Raw genomic sequence first — 19,068 nt, forward strand, 5'->3', positions numbered from 1 at the left:
TGAGGATGGCGTATTTATGTCGCCATCAGGCAGTTGACTGCCTGAATCGCTTATTACTGCTTGATGACCAGCTTCAGGTCAACCGGATATTTAGCCTGAACCTTCGCACCTTTCAGCACTTTATCAGCTGTCTCAACACCTTTAGCGCCGATCTGATCCGGCAACTGAGCAATGGTCGCAGCCAGTTTGCCATCATTTACCGCTTTTTCGCCATCCGGCGTGCCGTCAAATCCAACCACCATCACATCAGATTTACCTGCGGTTTGCAGAGCACGCAGCGCACCGAGCGCCATCTCGTCGTTTCTGAGCAAATACGGCCTGTACATCCGGATGGCGCGGTCAGCAGGTTCTGCATCACGTTCAGACCTTTGGTACGGTCAAAGTCAGCTGGCTGGCTGGCAAGTACATTGAATTTGTGAGGCAGCAACGGGCCTGCTGGAAGCCTTCACCACGCTCGCGGGCGGCGGAGGTACCCGCAATCCCCTCGCAGTTCAATAACTTTCGCGCCTTCACCCGCTTTCTTCGCGATGTAATCACCCGCAATCTTACCGCCCAGCACGTTATCTGAAGCGATATGGCTGACCACTTCGCCTTTAGACGCCACACGGTCCAGGGTGATTACCGGGATTTTGGCCTGATTCGCCATCTTCACAGCGTTACCTACCGCGTCGAATCAGTCGGGTTGATCAGCAGAATTTTGGTGCCGCGTACCGTTAAATCCTGCACGTTCGCCAGCTCTTTTGCCGGGTTATTCTGCGAATCCAGCACCACCAGGTTATAACCCAGTTTATCGGCTTCTTTCTGAGCCCCTTCTTTCAGGGTGACAAAGAACGGGTTGTTCAGTGTGGAGATCACCAGCGCAATGGTGTCTTTTGCCATCGCATTCGCGCTCACGGTGGCGCTAGGCGCAACAGCAGAAACCAGGGTAGCCAGTTTTTTCATGTTCATATTTAAGATGTCCTGTAGTCGTTGTTACTGCTTTTTGTTGTCTACCAGTACCGCAAGCAAAATCACCACCGCTTTGACGATCATCTGGTAATAGGAGGAAACACCTAACAAATTCAAACCATTATTAAGGAAGCCAAGGATCAGTGCGCCGATCAATGTCCCCACAATACGTCCTTTGCCGCCAGCAAGGCTGGTACCGCCCAGAACGACCGCGGCGATGGCATCCAGCTCATACCCCGTACCTGCCGTGGGTTGCGCTGATGAAAGACGAGCCACTTCGATAATGCCCGCCAGTGATGCCAGTAGCCCACATAATGAATAGACGATAATTTTGACTTTGCTGACACTAATGCCGGACAAGCGCGTTGCGGCTTCGTTGCCGCCCAACGCGTAGATGTAGCGCCCCAGACGGGTATGGTGCAGCATGTACCACGCCGCAAGGAAGACAATCCCCATAATCCAGACCGGCGTTGGGACGCCCAACGGACGGCCAATCCCGAACCAGCCGAACAGATCCGCATTATCCGTAAATCCGGTATTCACTGGGCTACCGTTGGTATACACCATCGTGACGCCACGCAGCAGCAGCATCATCACCAGCGTGGCGATAAACGCCTGCACGCGGCCTTTCGCGACAATCACCCCAGTCACCGCGCCAATGGCAGCACCTAACGCCAGGGCCGCAGCAACCGCCACCAACGCGTTAACTTCAATCCCGACAATAGACGCCGCAACGGCACCGGTGAGCGCCAGCAGAGAACCGACTGACAAATCGATACCCGACGTCAGAATGACCAGCGTCATCCCCACCGCCATAATGGCGTTGACCGAAGTTTGCTGAAGAATGTTGAACAGGTTAATTAACGGTAAAAAAGTTGGGGCTCATGGTGGAAACAATCGCGATCAGCACTAACAGAGCGATGAGCGACTTTTGCTCAAGAAGCCATGCTTTGGTGAAATAACGGCGACCAGAAACAGCCTGGGTAGTCATCTTTTTTACTCCTGATTCACGCGATTAAGCTTGCCCACAGCGGCAGCCATTAATACTTCCTGGGTGGCCTGCTCGCGAGTGAATTCACCGCCGAGATGCCCTTCATGCATGACGATGATGCGATCGCTCATGCCTAATACTTCTGGCATCTCAGATGAGACCAGAATGATGCTCAGGCCATCGGCCTTAAACTGGTTAATAAGCTGATAAATCTCTTTTTAGCGCCCACGTCCACGCCACGGGTCGGCTCATCAAGGATCAGCACTTTTGGGACGCGTCATTAAACCGCGGGCAATCGCCACCTTCTGTTGGTTTCCTCCGGAGAGTAAGCCAATCGCCTGTTCCATTGACGGCGTTTTCACGTTGAACAGGCGGATGAAATCACTGACCGCCTGTTGTTCATCTTTGTGTTTAAGGCTACCGCCGGTACGACTGAAGTAACCTAACGCGGTCAACGACATGTTCTCTTTCACCGACATACCAAGCACTAAGCCGTCACGCTTACGGTCTTCAGAAATGTAGACAATACCGTTCGCCAGGCCATCCTGCGGCGAACGCGCCACCACTTCATTGACCGTCGAGAGTGACATAGCCGCTGGTGCGAGGCAGCGCGCCATACAGCACCTTCATCAGTTCGGTACGCCCGGCGCCCATCAAGCCCGAAATCCCCAGGATCTCGCCCTTGCGTAGCGTAAAGGAAACTCCATTAACGCCGGGACCGCACAGATTATCCACTTTCAGACGGACCTCTCCCGGCGCGTTATTCAGGCGCGGGTACTGATCCTCAAGCTTACGACCGACCATCATTTCAATGAGTGAATCTTCGGTCAGCGAGGCCACTTCACGTTCAGCAATAAATTGCCCGTCACGAAAAAACGGTCACGTCATCGCAAATGTCGAAGATCTCTTTCATACGATGAGAAATATAGACAAACCCGCGCGCCCTGCGACTTCAATTCGCGAATAACGCGGAACAACGATTCCGTTTCGGTATCGGTAAGCGCATCCGTTGGTTCATCCATAATGATGACTCTGGATTCAAAGCTCAGCACTTTGGCGATTTCCACCATCTGCTGATCGCCAATCGACAGTTCGCCCACCAGCCTGTCGCTTTTAAAGCGCAGGTTGAGCTTTGAGAGCAGGACGTCGGCTTCGGCATACATCTTTTTCCAGTCGATTTTGCCAAAGCGATTCACAAACTCACGGCCCAGAAAAATGTTCTCGGCGATGGTGAGTTGCGGGATCAGGTTCAGTTCCTGGTGAATGATGCCGATACCGGCTTCCTGAGAAGATTTAGGGCCGTTAAAGGTGGTCTCTTTTCCCAACCACAACAAAGAGCCCGCATCACGTGAGTAGATGCCGGTTAACACTTTCATCATGGTGGATTTGCCCGCGCCGTTCTCGCCTACCAGCGCCATGGACGCGGCCTGGATAAACATTCAACGCGGCGCCGGACAGCGCTTTTACGCCCGGGAACGCTTTATCGATCCCTTTGAGTTGCAGTAATGCGTCCATGATGGCCTCAGAACGTGGACGCCAGCACAGAGAATAATATTCGCGTACGGAGAACACTCTCCGCTGCGAATGACCGCCTGACTTTCTGCGGTTTGTTTTTTGAATTGTTCGTGCGTGGTGTAACGAATTTCTATGGTATTTCCCTGGTGTTGTTGCAGTTGCTCAATGTGTTTGAGCAACGTTTCGTGGAGGCTGCGGATTATGTTGTTTGATTTCCGTCGCGAGAATAGCCGACTCGACCTGCATTTCACGGGTGACGACATCCAGTACCTGCATAAACGAAGGCACCCCCTGGGTTAATGCCATATCAATACGCGATGTGCTGCCCGGAATGGGTAAACCCGCATCACACACCACCAGCGTATCGGTATGCCCCAGACGGGAAATCACCGATGAAATTTCAGAATTGAGTACCGTGCCTTTCTTCATTTTCTTACCCCACTAGCGAAACGTTTCGCTGACGATAAGTTTAGTCGCAACAATGCGCAGAAAAACCACCTTGAGGTTACTGAAATGTGATCGGCATCGAAACGTTTCGCAAACCGTATCATAGCGAAGAATAAAATCTGAGATGGGATAAACAAAACGCCCCCTTTCATCATGAAAGAGGGCGTTGTGAGGTTTAAATCTCGACCTGGGTACCCAGTTCAATAACCCGGTTAGGCGGGATCTCAAACTGATCCGGCGCACGCAGCGCATTACGCTGCAACAGCAGATACAGTTTGCCGCGCAAACGGAGATACCACGGGCGTTTTCCGACGATTAACGATTCGTGTGACATAAAGAAAGAGGTTTCCATCATTCGGCAGCTTAATCCTTCCAGACCGCAGCGATGGAAAACTTCCTCAACGTTCGGCGTTTCGCGCCAGCCGTAACTGGCCACCACGCGCCAGAAGGTTGGCGACAGTTGCTCTATCTGCACACGACGCACGTTGTGTACGTAAGGCGCATCTTCCGTGCGCAACGTCAGCAGGATCACCCGCTCATGCAGTACCTTGTTATGCTTAAGGTTATGCATCAAGGCAAACGGGATAACGTTCAGTGCGCGCGACATATACACCGCGGTGCCCGGCACACGGACCGGCGGTGATTTCTCCAGAGAGGCGATCATCGCTTCCAGAGAGTTACCGTGCTCATGCATGCGACGCAGCAGACGGAAGCGCTCGCTTTTCCAGGTCGTCATGATGGTAAACATCACCAGACCCAGACTGAGTGGCAACCAACCGCCTGAAAGCAGTTTATCGAGGTTTGCCGAGAACAGCGGAACATCAATGCACAGGAACGCCACCAGAATCAGCGCGACGAAGTACTTGTTCCAGTGCCAGTTTTTACGCGCTACGGTGGTAGAGAGGATTGACGTCAATACCATTGTTCCCGTCACCGCAATACCGTACGCCGCCGCCAGATTGCTGGAATGCTCGAAGCTGATAATCACAATCACCACAGCGACGTAAAGCATCCAGTTCACAAAAGGAATGTAGATCTGCCCCGACTCCATCTCTGAAGTGTGGATAATGCGCATTGGCGACAAATAGCCAAGACGTACAGCCTGGCGCGTCAGTGAGAAAACGCCAGAGATGACGGGCCTGCGAAGCGATAACCGTCGCCAGTGCGGCGAGAATCAGCAGCGGAATCAACGCCCAATCCGGTGCCAACAGGAAGAACGGGTTTTTTGATGGCTTCCGGGTGTTTGAGCAACAACGCCCCCTGACCGAAATAGTTCAGCACCAGCGAAGGCAATACCACGGAGAACCATGCCAGGCGGATAGGGAGCTTACCAAAATGGCCCATATCGGCGTACAGCGCTTCGACACCGGTAAGTAGACAGCACCACAGCGCCTAATGCGATAAAGGATAGGGTTTTAAATTCCAGAAAGAAATGCACAGCCCACAGCGGATTTAAAGCTTGTAACACTTCTGGGTTGGCTATAATGCTGCGCAAACCCAGCCCGGCAAGCACCAGGAACCAAATCAGCATGATTGGTGCAAACAGCTTACCCACCATCCCGGTACCATGCTTCTGAATCATAAACAGCAGGGGTGAGGACGATAATAGAAAGCGGGACAATCCAGGTATCGAGCTGCGGCGCAATGATTTCCAAACCTTCAATCGCCGACATGACCGAGATTGCTGGAGTGATCACCACTTCACCATAGAAAAAACTCCCCCCGATCAGTCCGATAATGACCAACGCGGAAGTTGTTCTTGCCGATGTATTCCGCCCGGGCTAGCGACATGAGTGTCAGGATCCCGCCTTCACCAGCGTTATCTGCACGCATGACAAACGTCAAATACTTGATGGAGACAACAAAAATCAACAGCCAAAAAATCAGCGACAGAAAGCCAAACACAGCGTCGCGCTCAACGCCAAAACCAAACTGACCGGACAAACATTCACGAAGCGTATATAGGCGGGCTGGTGCCAATATCACCATAGACAACCCCAATCGCCGCGAGGTAATCGCAGACAATGATTGCTTATTATCAGTGCTCATAGACTAGTCTTTCGTTTATATATGAAATGTGTGCGTAGTCCCTTGGCCCACAAAAAAGCGCAAGTATGCACGATTAATTGCAAAATCGTACCCCTAAATTGCACCAGATTAATCTGGCGCAAGAAAAATGAAACAGCGCTTCAGTCTATTAATGCCCTGGAGCGAAACGTCTATACTCGCTGTTTACATGGTACAACTGATGAAAGGACGCCACTCTATTATGGCTCACCCACATTTATTAGCGGAAAGGAATTTCCCGCCTGAGCAGTGCTTTGGAAAAGGGACTTTATGAACGCAGCCATGCCGTACGCTTGTGTCTTTGGCCGCATTGAGCGGAGAGAGCGTTTTTTTACTCGGCCCCCCTGGTATTGCCAAAAGCCTGATTGCCCGTCGACTCAAATATGCTTTTCAGCATGCCAGAGCCTTTGAATATCTGATGACGCGTTTTTCCACGCCTGAAGAAGGTCTTTGGACCACTTTCCATTCAGGCATTAAAAGATGAAGGGCGCTATGAGCGATTAACCGCCGGATATTTGCCCGAAGCTGAAATCGTCTTTCTGGACGAAATCTGGAAAGCAGGCCCGGCGATCCTCAATACATTGCTGACCGCCATCAACGAACGTCATTTTCGCAACGGCGCGTACGAAGAAAAAATCCCCATGCGCCTGCTGGTGGCAGCGTCAAACGAACTGCCGGAAGCAGACAGCAGTCTTGAAGCGCTGTATGACCGTATGCTGATCCGCCTGTGGCTGGATAAAGTGCAGGACAAAGCCAATTTCCGCTCGATGCTGATAAGCCAACAGGATGAAAGCGAAAATCCAGTACCAGCCTCGCTACAGGTCACCGATGACGAGTATAATCAATGGCAAAAAGCCATTGGCGCTATTTCGTTGCCCGATCACGTATTTGAACTGGTTTTTACCCTGCGCCAACAGCTTGATGCGCTGCCAAATGCGCCCTATGTCTCCGATCGGCGCTGGAAAAAAGCATTCACCTGTTACAGGCCAGCGCCTTCTTCAGCGGCCGCGAAGCCGTCGCGCCTATCGACCTTATTCTGCTGAAAGATTGCCTGTGGTATGACGTACAAAGCCTGAATCTGATGCAGCAACAGCTGGAAGTATTGATGACCAGTCATGCCTGGCAGCAGCAGGCGATGCTGACGCGACTGGGTGGCATCACTCAACGCCGTATTCAGCTGCAACAACAGCAAAGCGACCAAACTGCGTTCACCGTTGTGCGTCTGGGGGGCATGTTCAGCCGTCGTCCGCATTACGATCTGCCGCCAGACGTCAGTGCCACCACCCCTGACACTGCTGCTGCAAAAACCGTTGAAGCTGCACGATATGGAAGTTATACACATTACGTTTGATCGTGGCGCTCTGGAGCAGTGGCTGTCAAAAGTGGAGAGATCCGGGGCAAACTGAATGGGATCGGTTTTGCTCAAACGCTGAATATGGAAGTCGACAGGCGCCCAGCATTTGGTTGTTCGCGACGTCAGCTTGCAGGGCACTCGCCTGGCACTGCCTGGCTCATCCGAAGACAATATGCCCAGCGAAATCAAACAACAACTGGAAGCGCTGGACAATGACTGGCATCAGCAGCACAACCTGTTTAGCGAACAACAAAAATGTCTCTTTATCCATAGCGACTGGTTAGGTCGTATCGAAGCCAGTCTGCAGGATGTAGGCACACAAATTCGTCAGGCACTGCAATGCTAACCCTTGATATGCTCAATATCATGCTGGCTGTCAGCGAAGAGTGGATCATCGAAGAGATGATCCTCGCGCTGCTTGCATCACCAAAACTGGCGGTATTTTTTGAACGATACCCCCGGTTAAAAAATGCGATTACCGATGATTTGCCGCGCTGGCGCGAAGCACTACGCAGCCGAATTAAGGATACGCTTGTTCCACCTGAATTGACGGAAGAGGTGATGAGCTATCAGCAAAGCCAGCTTCTCTCCACACCGCAATTTATTGTGCAGCTACCGCAAATATTAACGCTGCTGCACCGGCTGCACTCTCCCTACGCCGGACAAGCGCAACAGCTGGTGGACAGCAATAGCGTCTTTACCCCCTCTTTGCACACCCTTTTTCTACAACGCTGGCGTTTGAGCCTCGTGGTTCAGGCCACCAGCCTAAACCAGCAGATGCTGGAGGAAGAACGCGAACAATTACTGAGTGAAGTCCAGGAACGTTTGACACTGAGTGGACAACTGGAACCGGTACTGGCGGAAAACAGACACCGCAGCGGGTCGCCTGTGGGACATGAGCGCAGGTCAGCTCAAACGTGGGGATTATCAGTTAATTGTTAAGTACGGCGATTTTCTGACTGAGCAGCCCGAGCTCAAAAACTGGGCGGAACAATTAGGCCGATCGCGGGAAGCCAAATCAGTGCCGCGCAAAGATGCGCCGATGGAAACGTTCCGCACACTGGTTCGCGAACCCGCCACGGTGCCAGAGCAGGTAGACGGCATTCAGCAAAGCGACGACATTCTGCGTTTACTCCCGCAGAACTGGCGACGCTCGGCATCACCGAACTGGAGTATGAGTTCTACCGGCGGCTGGGTGGGAAAAACAGTTGCTCACCTATCGTCTACACGGTGAAGCATGGCGCGAGAAAATCACTGAACGTCCGGTGGTGCACCAGGATTTCGACGAACAGCCCCGCGGCCCGTTTATCGTCTGTGTAGATACCTCCGGTTCAATGGGTGGGTTTAATGAACAGTGCGCCAAGGCATTCTGTCTGGCGCTAATGCGCATTGCGCTCGCCGATAACCGTCGCTGTTTCATCATGTTGTTTTCCACCGAAGTGGTGCGCTACGAGCTGTCTGGCCGGGAAGGTATTGAGCAGGGCTATTCGTTTTTTGAGCCAGAGTTTTCGTGGCGGTACGGATATTGCCAGTTGTTTTCGCGCCATTATTGAGCGCATGCAAGGCAGGGAATGGTTTGACGCAGATGCGGTGGTGATTTCCGATTTATCGCGCAGCGGCTACCGGACGATGTGGTAAGTAAAGTGGGAGAGTTACAACGGGTGCATCAACATCGCTTTCATGCGGTGGCGATGTCAGAACATGGTAAACCCGGTATCATGCGTATTTTCGATCATATCTGGCGCTTTGGATACCGGGATGCGTAGCCGCCTGCTGCGACGCTGGCGGCGTTAAATTTTTAGAGCAGAGAAGAGACGCTTTCACGAACCTGCGCTGGCCATACGCCGCATTGCACCTGACCAATGTGCGGCAGTTGCAGCAGTATGCATAGTCAGGCGTGACTGACCGATACCGCCGCCGATAGTTTGCGGCATCTCACCGCGCAGCAACGCCTGGTGCCATTCCAGACTCAGGCGGTCTTCGTCACCGGTCAGCGACAGCTGGTGTTTCAGCGCATCGGCATCGACGCGAATCCCCATCGAAGAAAGTTCAAACGCATCTTCCAGTACCGGGTTCCAGACCAGGATATCGCCGTTCAGACCGGCATAGCCCAGCTCGGAGGCGGAACTCCAGTCATCATAATCCGGCGCACGAATGTCATGACGATGCCCGTCGCTCAGTTTACCGCCGATCCCCACCAGGAAAACAGCGCCCAACTCTTTGGCGATCGCACGTTCACGACCTTTCGCATCCAGCTCAGGATAACGGGAAAGCAGATCCTGACTATGAACAAAGTGGATCTGATCCGGCAGGAACGGTGCCAGGCCAAATTCTTTGCTAACTGCAGCTTCAGTGGCTTTAATTCCTGCCCAGATCGCCTCTACTGTGCTTTTCAGGGTAGAAAATTGACGCTCACCGTCACCCATGACGCGTTCCCAGTCCCACTGGTCAACGTAGACCGAATGGAGTGGAGAAAGACGGTCTTCAATCGGGGCGAAGTGCTTTCATGTGCGTGGTACAGCCCTTCGCCCGCGCTGAAGTCGTGTTTGCCCCAGGGTTTGCCGTTTCCAACTTTGCCCAGAGAAATGCACTACTTCGAACTTGGGCATCTGGCAATGCTTTCACTTTTACCTGTACCGCTTTTTCACAGCCCGACAAGTTATCTTGCGTGCCATCCCAACACGGCTGAGGATCGGTGCCCTGAACTTCAATCAGACCCAGACGCCTCCTCCAGTTGACGAGAAAAGTGTGATTTCACGAAGCTAATTTGGCGTTGTTTGGCAATGTAAGCCGGTTTTCATTATTTATACTCCTGCGTCCTGTTGGTTATGATTAAGCAACAGAATGCAGGTGATTTTCAATAATCATCAAACAAAAAGGCTGCTTAGGTTTTGATTCATTAATATAAGAGGCTAAAATAGAGTGAATCTCTAATCTACATAAGAAAAACCAATGGAAAATTATCAGATCGACAATCTGGACCGCGGCATCCTTGAGGCATTAATGGCAAATGCGCGTACGGCATACGCTGAACTGGCCAAACAATTTGGCGTCAGCCCTGGCACAATTCACGTTCGCGTAGAGAAAATGAAACAAGCGGGGATCATTACCGGAGCGCGTATTGACGTCAGCCCGAAACAGCTGGGATACGACGTCCTGCTGTTTATCGGCATTATTTTAAAAAGTGCGAAAGACTATCCTTCGGCACTAGCCAAACTGGAAAGGTCTGGATGAAGTGACGGAGGCGTATTACACCACCGGTCACTAACAGTATCTTTATTAAGGTCATGTGCCGCTCGATCGACGCACTGCAGCAAGGTACTTATCAACAAGATCCAAACAATTGATGAAATTCAGTCCACTGAAACGCTGATCTCTTTGCAGAACCCGATCATGCGGACTATCCGTCCATGATCATTTTTTTAAATCCCCTGCTTTTCCACAGGTAGATCCCAGCTCGCTCACAGCGTACAATAGCCCATCTTATTAGGATGGGCTCGTATGGCAGACATAACTCTTATTAGCGGCAGCACCCTTGGCGGTGCCGAATACGTTGCAGAACATCTGGCTGAAAAGCTGGAAGATGCGGGTTTTTCAACAGAAACCCTACACGGACCGCTGTAGAGGATCTCCCCACTTCCGGGATCTGGCTGGTGATAAGCTCCACGCACGGCGCAGGAGACATTCCGGACAACCTTCTTCCTTTCTATGAAGATCTCCAGTCTCAAAAAACCGCTCTGTCCCAGGTGCGTTTCGGCGCAATTGGCATCGGTAGTCGCGAATACGACACCTTCTGTGGTGCTATCGATAAAATAGAGGCAGAACTGAAGCGTTCTGGAGCAAAACAGGTCGGCGAGACACTCAAGATCAACGTCCTTGAACACGATATTCCGGAAGATCCGGCAGAGGTTTGGCTGGGATCCTGGATTAATTTACTCAAAATAGTGTAAAGATCGTGCGATCAACTGTGGATAACTATGGTGAAAAGCTTGGATCAACCCGTAGTTATCCAAAGTATAACTCTTGTTCAGTTTTTGAGTTGTGTATAACCCTTCATTCTGATCCCAGCTTATACGGACCAGGATCACCGATCATTCACAGCTAATGATCCTCAACAACTTATTGATCTTAATAGCCGGATCCTGGTTATCCACAGATACTGGCGATCCTTAATAAGAGATCACAATAAAACAGATCTCTAAATAAAAAGATCTTCTTTTTAATACCCAGGATCCCGGGTCTTTCTCAAGCCGACAAATGTGAGTAGAATCCACGGCCCGGGCTTCAATCCATTTTCACACCGCCGTAATGCGAGGCAATTACCATGTTTTATCCGGATCCTTTTGACGTCATCATCATTGGCGGGGGTCATGCAGGCACTGAGGCCGCTATGGCCGCAGCGCGTATGGGTCAACAAACCCTGCTTTTGACACACAATATCGACACGTTGGGGGCAAATGAGCTGCAACCCGGCTATTGGCGGTATTGGGAAGGGACATCTGGTAAAAGAAGTGGATGCGCTCGGTGGGCTGATGGCCAAAGCAATCGACCATGCAGGCATTCAGTTTAGGATACTAAACGCCAGCAAAGGTCCTGCCGTTCGTGCAACCCGGGCACAGGCGGATCGCGTGCTCTACCGTCAGGCAGTGCGCACCGCACTGGAGAACCAACCGAACCTGATGATCTTCCAGCAGGCGGTTGAAGATCTGATTGTCGAAAACGATCGTGTTGTTGGCGCCGTGACTCAAATGGGTCTGAAATTCCGCGCGAAAGCCGTTGTACTGACCGTCGGAACCTTTCTGGATGGCAAAATTCATATCGGGCTGGACAACTACAGCGGTGGCCGTGCTGGCGATCCGCCGTCGATCCCGCTCTCCCGACGTCTGCGTGAATTATCTTTGCGTGTGAGTCGTCTGAAAACCGGTACACCACCACGTATCGATGCGCGCACCATCGATTTCAGCGTGTTGGGTCAGCAAAATAGCGACAATCCGCTGCCGGTCTTCTCATTCCTGGGCAACGCGTCTCAGCAATCCACGCCAGATGCCGTGCTACGTCACCCACACCAACGAGAAAACCCATGACGTGATCCGTAATAACCTCGATCGTAGCCCGATGTATGCTGGCGTGATCGAAGGGATCGGCCCACGTTACTGCCCGTCGATCGAAGACAAAGTGATGCGCTTTGCCGACAGGAACCAGCACCAGATCTTCCTGGAGCCGGAAGGGCTGACGTCTAACGAAATTTACCCGAACGGTATTTCCACCAGCCTGCCATTCGATGTGCAGATGCAGATCGTCCGCTCCATGCAGGGGATGGAAAACGCGAAGATTGTTCGCCCGGGTTATGCTATCGAGTATGACTTCTTCGATCCGCGTGACCTGAAACCAACGCTGGAAAGCAAATTTATCCACGGCCTGTTCTTCGCCGGGCAAATCAACGGTACGACCGGTTACGAAGAAGCAGCTGCGCAGGGTCTTCTGGCCGGTTTGAATGCTGCCCGTCTGTCTGCGGACAAAGAGGGCTGGGCGCCAGCGCGTTCCCAGGCGTATCTGGGGGTATTGGTGGACGATCTGTGCACCCTGGGTACCAAAGAACCGTACCGCATGTTTACCTCCCGCGCGGAATACCGTTTGATGCTGCGTGAAGATAACGCCGATCTCCGCCTGACGAAATGGGCCGTGAACTGGCCTGGTGGATGATGAGCGTTGGGCTCGCTTCAATGAGAAGCTGGAAAACATTGAACGTGAGCGTCAGCGTCTGAAATCAACCTGGGTGGCCCCATCCTCCCGAATCTGCGGGCGAAGTGAATGCTCACCTAAGCGCGCCGCTCTCGCGTGAAGCGAGTGGTGAAGATCTGCTGCGCCGCCCTGAAATGACCTCTATGAACAACTGACCGCGCTGACGCCGTTTGCTCCGTCTCTGGACGATGTTCAGGCTGCTGAGCAGGTTGAGATTCAGGTGAAGTACGAAGGGTACATCGCCCGTCAACAGGATGAGATTGAAAAACAGCAGCGCAACGAGAATACAATTTTGCCCGCGACGCTGGATTACCGTCAGGTTTCTGGTTTGTCGAATGAAGTTATCGCCAAGTTGAACGATCATAAACCGGTCTCAATTGGCCAGGCATCGCGCATCTCCGGCGTTACGCCTGCGGCGATTTTCCATTCTGCTGGTCTGGCTGAAAAAACAAGGCATGCTGCGCCGCAGTGCGTAAATGCGCAGCTTTGGCGGGTGGCGCTTCGCTTACCCGCTCTACAGGTTCGTAAGGCCCGGTACGTGCTAGCGCCACCGGGCAAATTTTATAGACAGGTAATCACCGTGCTCAACAAACTCTCTCGTCTGCTGGATCAAGCAGGTATTTCGCTCACCGATCACCAGAAAAATCAGTTGGTCGCGTATGTTGATATGCTGAACAAGTGGAACAAGGCTTATAACCTGACCTCTGTCAGAGATCCCGGTGAGATGCTGGTTCGCCATATTCTGGACAGCATTGTGTGTCGCGCCGTAATTTGCAAGGGCAGCGTTTTATCGATGTCGGTACAGGACCGGGCCTGCCGGGAATTCCGTTGTCGATTGTACGCCCTGAGTCGCATTTCACCCTGCTGGACAGTTTGGGCAGCGCGTGCGTTTTCTGCGCCAGGTTCAACATGAGCTTAAACTGGATAACATCACGCCCGTTCAGAGCCGTGTTGAGGCGTTTCCTTCCGAGCCGCCGTTTGATGGTGTGATCAGCCGTGCGTTTGCCTCACTCAATGATATGATCAGTTGGTTGCCATCATCTGCCGGGCGAAAACGGTCGCTTTTACGCGCTGAAAGGGCTGTTACCAGAGGATGAAATCGCCTCGTTGCCTGCTGAATTTTAGTGTGGAATCGGTCGTTAAACTGCGGGTTCCACAGCTGGAAGGGGTGAACGTCAGCCCTGTCGTCGTTAAGGCAAACAAAATTTAATATTTGTCAAAAAAAATAGAAAAAAAACGGTATATCACGAGTTAAAAAATCGTGGGGTATCGTGTCGTTATAACTGGTTACACTTAACGATGGTGTCACCATTTGTTTTCATCTCGACAACGACTCTTTTTTTGTTAATGACAAAAGTAGTCAACATTGAAATATTCAGTCTGCTAAAAATCGGGTTTGCAAATCACCCCTTGATGTTAAAATTTTATTATAAATGTCAATGGGTGGTTTTTATGTTGTAGTTCGATGTTTTTAAAATGGTGAGTGACTTTACTCTTAAATATCAAAAAGTTGAAAAGGGCACCATTTGCCAAGTAAATAAATACTGCCATGGGCGGAATATGCTCAATATGTGATCTTAAGCACGCTTTATCGCCAGTGTTTTCGCGCTATTTGCAGTTTTGTACGATCGTTCACACTTTGGCTAAAAGTTAAAAATGCGGGACAGAGAAAAATATTTAAACATTTATTCACCTTTTAGCTACTTATTGTTTGAAATCACGAGGACGCACCGTATAATTTGACCGCTTTTTGATGCTTGACTCCAGGTCTTAAAGAACGTTTTATACGACACGCGGCATACCTCGATGGAGCAGGAGTAAAAACGTGATGTCTGTGTCGCTCTTGAGTCGAAACGTTGCTCGTAAGCTTCTGTTCATTCAGCTACTGGCTGTAATGGCAAGTGGATTGCTGTTTAGCTTCAAAGACCCCTTCTGGGGCATCTCCGCGATATGTGGAGGGATGGCAGTGTTGCTGCCTAATATGTTGTTTATGATATTTGCCTGGTGTCACCAGGCGCAGATACCCAGCAAAAGGCCGAGTGGCCTGGTCGTTCGCCTTCGGCGAAGCGTTTAAGGTGTTAGCGATGCTGGTTTTACTGGTGGTGGTGCTGGCGGTTTTGAAGGCGGTATTTTTACCGCTGATCGTTACGTGGGTTTTGGTGCTGGTGGTTCAGATACTGGCGCCGGCTGTAATTAACAACAAAGGGTAAAAGGCATCATGGCTTCTGAAAATATGACGCCGCAGGATTACATAGGACACCATCTGAATAACCTTCAGTTGGACCTGCGTACATTCTCGCTGGTGGATCCGCATAACCCCCCAGCCACCTTCTGGACGCTCAATATTGACTCCATTTTCTTCTCGGTGGTGCTGGGTCTGTTGTTCCTGCTTATGTTCCGTAGCGTTGCGAAAAAGGCAACCAGCGGCGTACCAGGTAAATTTCAGACCGCGATAGAGCTGGTGATCGGCTTTGTGCATGGTAGCGTGAAAGACATGTACCATGGTAAAAGCAAGCTGATCGCACACCGCTGGCCCTGACGATTTTTGTCTGGGTGTTCCTGATGAACATGATGGATTTACCTGCTATCGACCTGCTGCCGTACATCGGTGAGCATGTTCTCGGCTTGCCTGCACTGCGTGTGGTTCCGTCTGCTGACGTGAACATCACCCTGTCTATGGCTCTGGGCGTATTTATCCTCATTCTGTTCTACAGCATCAAAATGAAAGGCCTCGGCGGCTTCGCGAAAGAGCTGACGCTGCAGCCGTTCAATCACTGGGCGTTCATCCCTGTCAACTTAATCCTTGAAGGGGTAAGCCTGCTGTCCAAACCGATTTCTCTCGGTCTGCGACTGTTCGGCAACATGTATGCCGGTGAGCTGATTTTCATTCTGATTGCTGGCCTGTTGCCGTGGTGGTCACAGTGGATCCTGAATGTGCCCTGGGCCATTTTCCACATACTGAATCATTACGTTGCAAGCCTTCATCTTCATGGTTCTGACGATTGTCTATCTGTCGATGGCGTCTGAAGAGCATTAATTTACCAACACTACTACGTTTTAACTGAAACAAACTGGAGACTGTCATGGAAAACCTGAATATGGATCTGCTGTACATCGCTGCCGCTGTGATGATGGGTCTGGCGGCGATCGGTGCTGCGATCGGTATCGGCATCCTCGGGGGTAAATTCCTGGAAGGCGCGGCGCGTCAGCCTGATCTGATTCCTCTGCTGCGTACTCAGTTCTTTATCGTTATGGGTCTGGTGGATGCTATCCCGATGATCGCTGTAGGTCTGGGTCTGTACGTGATGTTCGCTGTCGCGTAGTAAGCGTTGCTTGAATTAAAAGCAATATCAGAACGTTAACTAGATAGAGGCATTGTGCTGTGAATCTTAACGCAACAATCCTCGGCCAGGCCATCGCGTTTGTCCTGTTCGTTCTGTTCTGCATGAAGTACGTATGGCCGCCGTTAATGGCTGCCATCGAAAAACGTCAAAAAGAAATTGCTGACGGTCTTGCTTCTGCAGAACGAGCACATAAGGACCTTGACCTTGCAAAGGCCAGCGCGACCGACCAGCTGAAAAAAGCGAAGGCGGAAGCTCAGGGTTATCATTGAGCAGGCGAACAAACGCCGCTCTCAGATCCTGGACGAAGCCAAAACTGAAGCAGAACAGGAACGTACTAAAATCGTGGCGCAGGCGCAGGGCGGAAATTGACGCCGAGCGGTAAACGTGCCCGTGAAGAGCTGGCGTAAGCAAGTTGCTATCCTGGCTGTTGCTGGCGCCGAGAAGATCATCGAACGTTCCGTGGATGAAGCTGCTAACAGCGACATCGTGGATAATACTTGTCCGCTGAACTGTAAGGAGGGAGGGCTGATGTCTGAATTTATCACGGTAGCTCGCCCCTACGCCAAAGCAGCTTTTGACTTTGCCGTCGAACACCAAGGTGTAGAACGTTGGCAGGACATGCTGGCGTTTGCCGCTGAGGTAACCAAGAACGAACAAATGGCAGAGCTTCTCTCTGGCGCGCTGGCGCCGGAAACGCTCGCTGAGTCGTTTATCGCAGTCTGCGGTGAGCAGTTGGACGAAAACGGACAGAACCTGATTAGGGTGATGGCTGAAAACAATCGTCTGAACGCGCTCCCGGATGTTCTGGAGCAGTATATTCATCTGCGTGCAGCCAGTGAGTCTACCTCTGAGGTAGAAGTCACTTCTGCAACCACGCTGAGTGAAGCACAGCTTGCGAAGATCAGCGCTGCGATGGAAAAACGTCTGTCACGCAAAGTTAAGCTGAATTGCAAAATCGATAAGTCTGTAATGGCAGGCGTTATCATCCGTGCGGGTGATATGGTCATTGACGGTAGCGTACGCGGCCGTCTTGAACGCCTTGCAGACGTCTTGCAGTCTTAAGGGGACTGGAGCATGCAACTGAATTCCACCGAAATCAGCGAACTGATCAAGCAGCGCATTGCTCAGTTCAGTGTTGTGAGCGAAGCTCACAACGAAGGTACTATTGTTTCTGTAAGTGACGGTGTTATCCGCATTCACGGCCTTGCCGACTGTATGCAGGGTGAGATGATATCCCCTGCCGGGTAACCGTTACGCTATCGCACTGACCTGGAGCGCGACTCCGTAGGTGCAGTTGTGATGGGTCCGTACGCTGACCTTGCCGAAGGTATGAAGGTTAAGTGTACAGGTCGTATTCTGGAAGTTCCGGTCGGCCGTGGCCTGCTGGGTCGTGTGGTGAACACTCTGGGTTCCCCTATCGACGGTAAAGGTCCGGTTGATAACGATGGCTTCTCGCCAATCGAAGTTATCGCACCGGGCGTAATCGAACGTCAGTCCGTCGAATCAGCCCGGTCCAGACCGGTTATAAATCCGTTGATGCCATGATCCCAATCGGTCGTGGTCAGCGTGAATTGATCATCGGTGACCGTCAGACCGGTAAAACCGCGATGGGCAGTCGATGCGATCATCAACCAGCGCGATTCCGGCATCAAATGTGTGTACGTGGCTATCGGCCAGAAAGCGTCCACCATTTCTAACGTGGTGCGTAAACTGGAAGAGCATAATGCTCTGTCCAACACCATCGTTGTTGTGGCGACCGCGTCTGAATCCGCTGCTCTGCAATACCTGGCGCCATATGCTGGTTGCGCAATGGGCGAATACTTCCGTGACCGCGGCGAAGATGCACTGATCGTTTACGATGACCTGTCCAAACAGGCTGTTGCTTATCGTCAGGTTTCCCTGTTGCTCCGTCGTCCGCCAGGACGTGAAGCATTCCCGGGCGACGTATTTTACCTCCACTCCCGTCTGCTGGAGCGCGCATCCCGCGTTTAACGCGGAATACGTTGAGAAATTCACCAACGGTGAAGTTAAAGGGTAAAACCGGCTCCCTGACCGCTCTGCCGATTATCGAAACCCAGGCGGGTTGACGTTTCTGCGTTCGTTCCGACCAACGTAATCTCCATTACCGATGGTCAGAATCTTCCTGGAAACCAACCTGTTTAACTCCGGTATTCGTCCGGCGGTTAACCCGGGTATCTCCGTATCTCGTGTCGGTGGTGCATGCGCAGACCAAGATCATCAAGAAACTGTCCGGTGGTATTCGTACCGCACTGGCACAGTATCGTGAACTGGCTGCGTTCTCTCAGTTCGCTTCCGACCTGGATGACGCTACGCGTAAGCAGCTGAGCCATGGGTCAGAAAGTAACTGAACTGCTGAAGCAGAAACAGTATGCCCCAATGTCTGTTGCACAACAGGGTGTGGTGCTGTTTGCGGCTGAACGCGGTTACCTCGAAGATGTGGAACTGGCGAAAATCGGTAGTTTCGAAGCTGCTCTGCTGGCTTACGTCGACCGTGACCACGCTCCGCTGATGCAAGAGATTAACCAGTCCGGTGGCTATAACGATGAAATCGAAGGCAAGCTGAAAGCTATCCTCGATTCCTTCAAAGCAACCCAGTCCTGGTAACGTCTGGCGGTCTGTCTTAGGGCAGACCGCAAGGC

At 51.7% G+C, this 19,068-nt stretch carries 7 protein-coding genes and 15 pseudogenes; 15 read left to right on the forward strand and 7 right to left on the reverse strand.

Annotation, left to right across the window (positions count from 1 at the left end):
* Positions 1 to 53: 53 nt before the first annotated feature.
* The 5 pseudogenes from rbsB to kup all read right to left on the reverse strand — a co-directional run bounded on the left by rbsB (position 54) and on the right by kup (position 5,950).
* Positions 54 to 948, reverse strand: a pseudogene (gene rbsB, locus P2W74_RS23190) (ribose ABC transporter substrate-binding protein RbsB).
* Between the two features lie 24 nt (positions 949 to 972).
* A pseudogene (gene rbsC / locus P2W74_RS23195) lies at positions 973 to 1,939 on the reverse strand (ribose ABC transporter permease).
* A 5-nt stretch (positions 1,940 to 1,944) separates the two neighbouring features.
* Positions 1,945 to 3,454, reverse strand: a pseudogene (gene rbsA / locus P2W74_RS23200) (ribose ABC transporter ATP-binding protein RbsA).
* Between the two features lie 17 nt (positions 3,455 to 3,471).
* A pseudogene (gene rbsD / locus P2W74_RS23205) lies at positions 3,472 to 3,883 on the reverse strand (D-ribose pyranase); the annotation flags it as partial.
* Positions 3,884 to 4,076: 193 nt separating this feature from the next.
* Positions 4,077 to 5,950 (reverse strand): annotated as a pseudogene (kup, locus tag P2W74_RS23435) (low affinity potassium transporter Kup).
* A 220-nt stretch (positions 5,951 to 6,170) separates the two neighbouring features.
* On the opposite strand from kup, the pseudogene ravA reads away from it, so the two are divergent.
* Both ravA and viaA read left to right on the forward strand, forming a co-directional pair.
* A pseudogene (gene ravA, locus P2W74_RS23235) lies at positions 6,171 to 7,668 on the forward strand (ATPase RavA).
* A pseudogene (gene viaA / locus P2W74_RS23240) lies at positions 7,662 to 9,116 on the forward strand (ATPase RavA stimulator ViaA). Before ravA ends, viaA begins: the two co-directional pseudogenes overlap by 7 nt.
* Positions 9,117 to 9,142: 26 nt before the next feature.
* Here viaA and asnA read toward each other — a convergent pair.
* Both asnA and P2W74_RS23755 read right to left on the reverse strand, forming a co-directional pair.
* Complete coding sequence (gene asnA, locus P2W74_RS23245) at positions 9,143 to 9,811, reverse strand: aspartate--ammonia ligase (protein ID WP_412767249.1); 669 nt, start codon at positions 9,809 to 9,811, stop codon at positions 9,143 to 9,145.
* Positions 9,807 to 10,043: a class-II aminoacyl-tRNA synthetase family protein gene (locus tag P2W74_RS23755; protein WP_412767250.1), complete on the reverse strand. Its 237-nt coding sequence runs from the start codon at positions 10,041 to 10,043 to the stop codon at positions 9,807 to 9,809. The genes asnA and P2W74_RS23755 overlap by 5 nt, the downstream gene beginning before the upstream one ends.
* Positions 10,044 to 10,274: 231 nt before the next feature.
* Here P2W74_RS23755 and asnC point away from each other — a divergent pair.
* The 13 genes and pseudogenes from asnC to atpA all read left to right on the forward strand — a co-directional run bounded on the left by asnC (position 10,275) and on the right by atpA (position 19,033).
* Positions 10,275 to 10,736 (forward strand): annotated as a pseudogene (gene asnC / locus P2W74_RS23250) (transcriptional regulator AsnC).
* Positions 10,737 to 10,823: 87 nt separating this feature from the next.
* Positions 10,824 to 11,272 (forward strand): annotated as a pseudogene (gene mioC, locus P2W74_RS23255) (FMN-binding protein MioC).
* Between the two features lie 374 nt (positions 11,273 to 11,646).
* On the forward strand, positions 11,647 to 11,892 hold the full coding sequence (locus tag P2W74_RS23760; protein ID WP_412767210.1) for an FAD-dependent oxidoreductase: 246 nt from the start codon (positions 11,647 to 11,649) through the stop codon (positions 11,890 to 11,892).
* Positions 11,780 to 12,406, forward strand: a complete 627-nt coding sequence (locus tag P2W74_RS23765; protein WP_412767211.1) for an FAD-dependent oxidoreductase — start codon at positions 11,780 to 11,782, stop codon at positions 12,404 to 12,406. The genes P2W74_RS23760 and P2W74_RS23765 overlap by 113 nt, the downstream gene beginning before the upstream one ends.
* Positions 12,366 to 13,025: an FAD-dependent oxidoreductase gene (locus tag P2W74_RS23770; protein WP_412767212.1), complete on the forward strand. Its 660-nt coding sequence runs from the start codon at positions 12,366 to 12,368 to the stop codon at positions 13,023 to 13,025. Before P2W74_RS23765 ends, P2W74_RS23770 begins: the two co-directional genes overlap by 41 nt.
* A pseudogene (gene gidA, locus P2W74_RS23775) lies at positions 13,018 to 13,428 on the forward strand (tRNA uridine-5-carboxymethylaminomethyl(34) synthesis enzyme MnmG); the annotation flags it as partial. The gene P2W74_RS23770 and the pseudogene gidA, both read left to right, overlap by 8 nt.
* A gap of 216 nt (positions 13,429 to 13,644) precedes the next feature.
* A pseudogene (gene rsmG, locus P2W74_RS23265) lies at positions 13,645 to 14,274 on the forward strand (16S rRNA (guanine(527)-N(7))-methyltransferase RsmG).
* Between the two features lie 618 nt (positions 14,275 to 14,892).
* Positions 14,893 to 15,274 (forward strand): annotated as a pseudogene (atpI, locus tag P2W74_RS23270) (F0F1 ATP synthase subunit I).
* A gap of 8 nt (positions 15,275 to 15,282) precedes the next feature.
* Positions 15,283 to 16,101, forward strand: a pseudogene (gene atpB, locus P2W74_RS23275) (F0F1 ATP synthase subunit A).
* Between the two features lie 46 nt (positions 16,102 to 16,147).
* Positions 16,148 to 16,387, forward strand: coding sequence for a F0F1 ATP synthase subunit C (gene atpE, locus P2W74_RS23280; protein WP_003023794.1), 240 nt, complete (start codon positions 16,148 to 16,150; stop codon positions 16,385 to 16,387).
* A 59-nt stretch (positions 16,388 to 16,446) separates the two neighbouring features.
* Positions 16,447 to 16,900 (forward strand): annotated as a pseudogene (gene atpF, locus P2W74_RS23285) (F0F1 ATP synthase subunit B); the annotation flags it as partial.
* Between the two features lie 36 nt (positions 16,901 to 16,936).
* Positions 16,937 to 17,470 (forward strand): F0F1 ATP synthase subunit delta, encoded by a 534-nt coding sequence (atpH, locus tag P2W74_RS23290; RefSeq protein ID WP_276295266.1) that lies wholly within the window; start codon positions 16,937 to 16,939, stop codon positions 17,468 to 17,470.
* A gap of 12 nt (positions 17,471 to 17,482) precedes the next feature.
* Positions 17,483 to 19,033: pseudogene (atpA, locus tag P2W74_RS23295) on the forward strand (F0F1 ATP synthase subunit alpha).
* Positions 19,034 to 19,068: the final 35 nt, after the last annotated feature.

The organism is Citrobacter enshiensis, from assembly GCF_029338175.1.
GTDB classification, from domain to species: domain Bacteria; phylum Pseudomonadota; class Gammaproteobacteria; order Enterobacterales; family Enterobacteriaceae; genus Citrobacter_D; species Citrobacter_D enshiensis.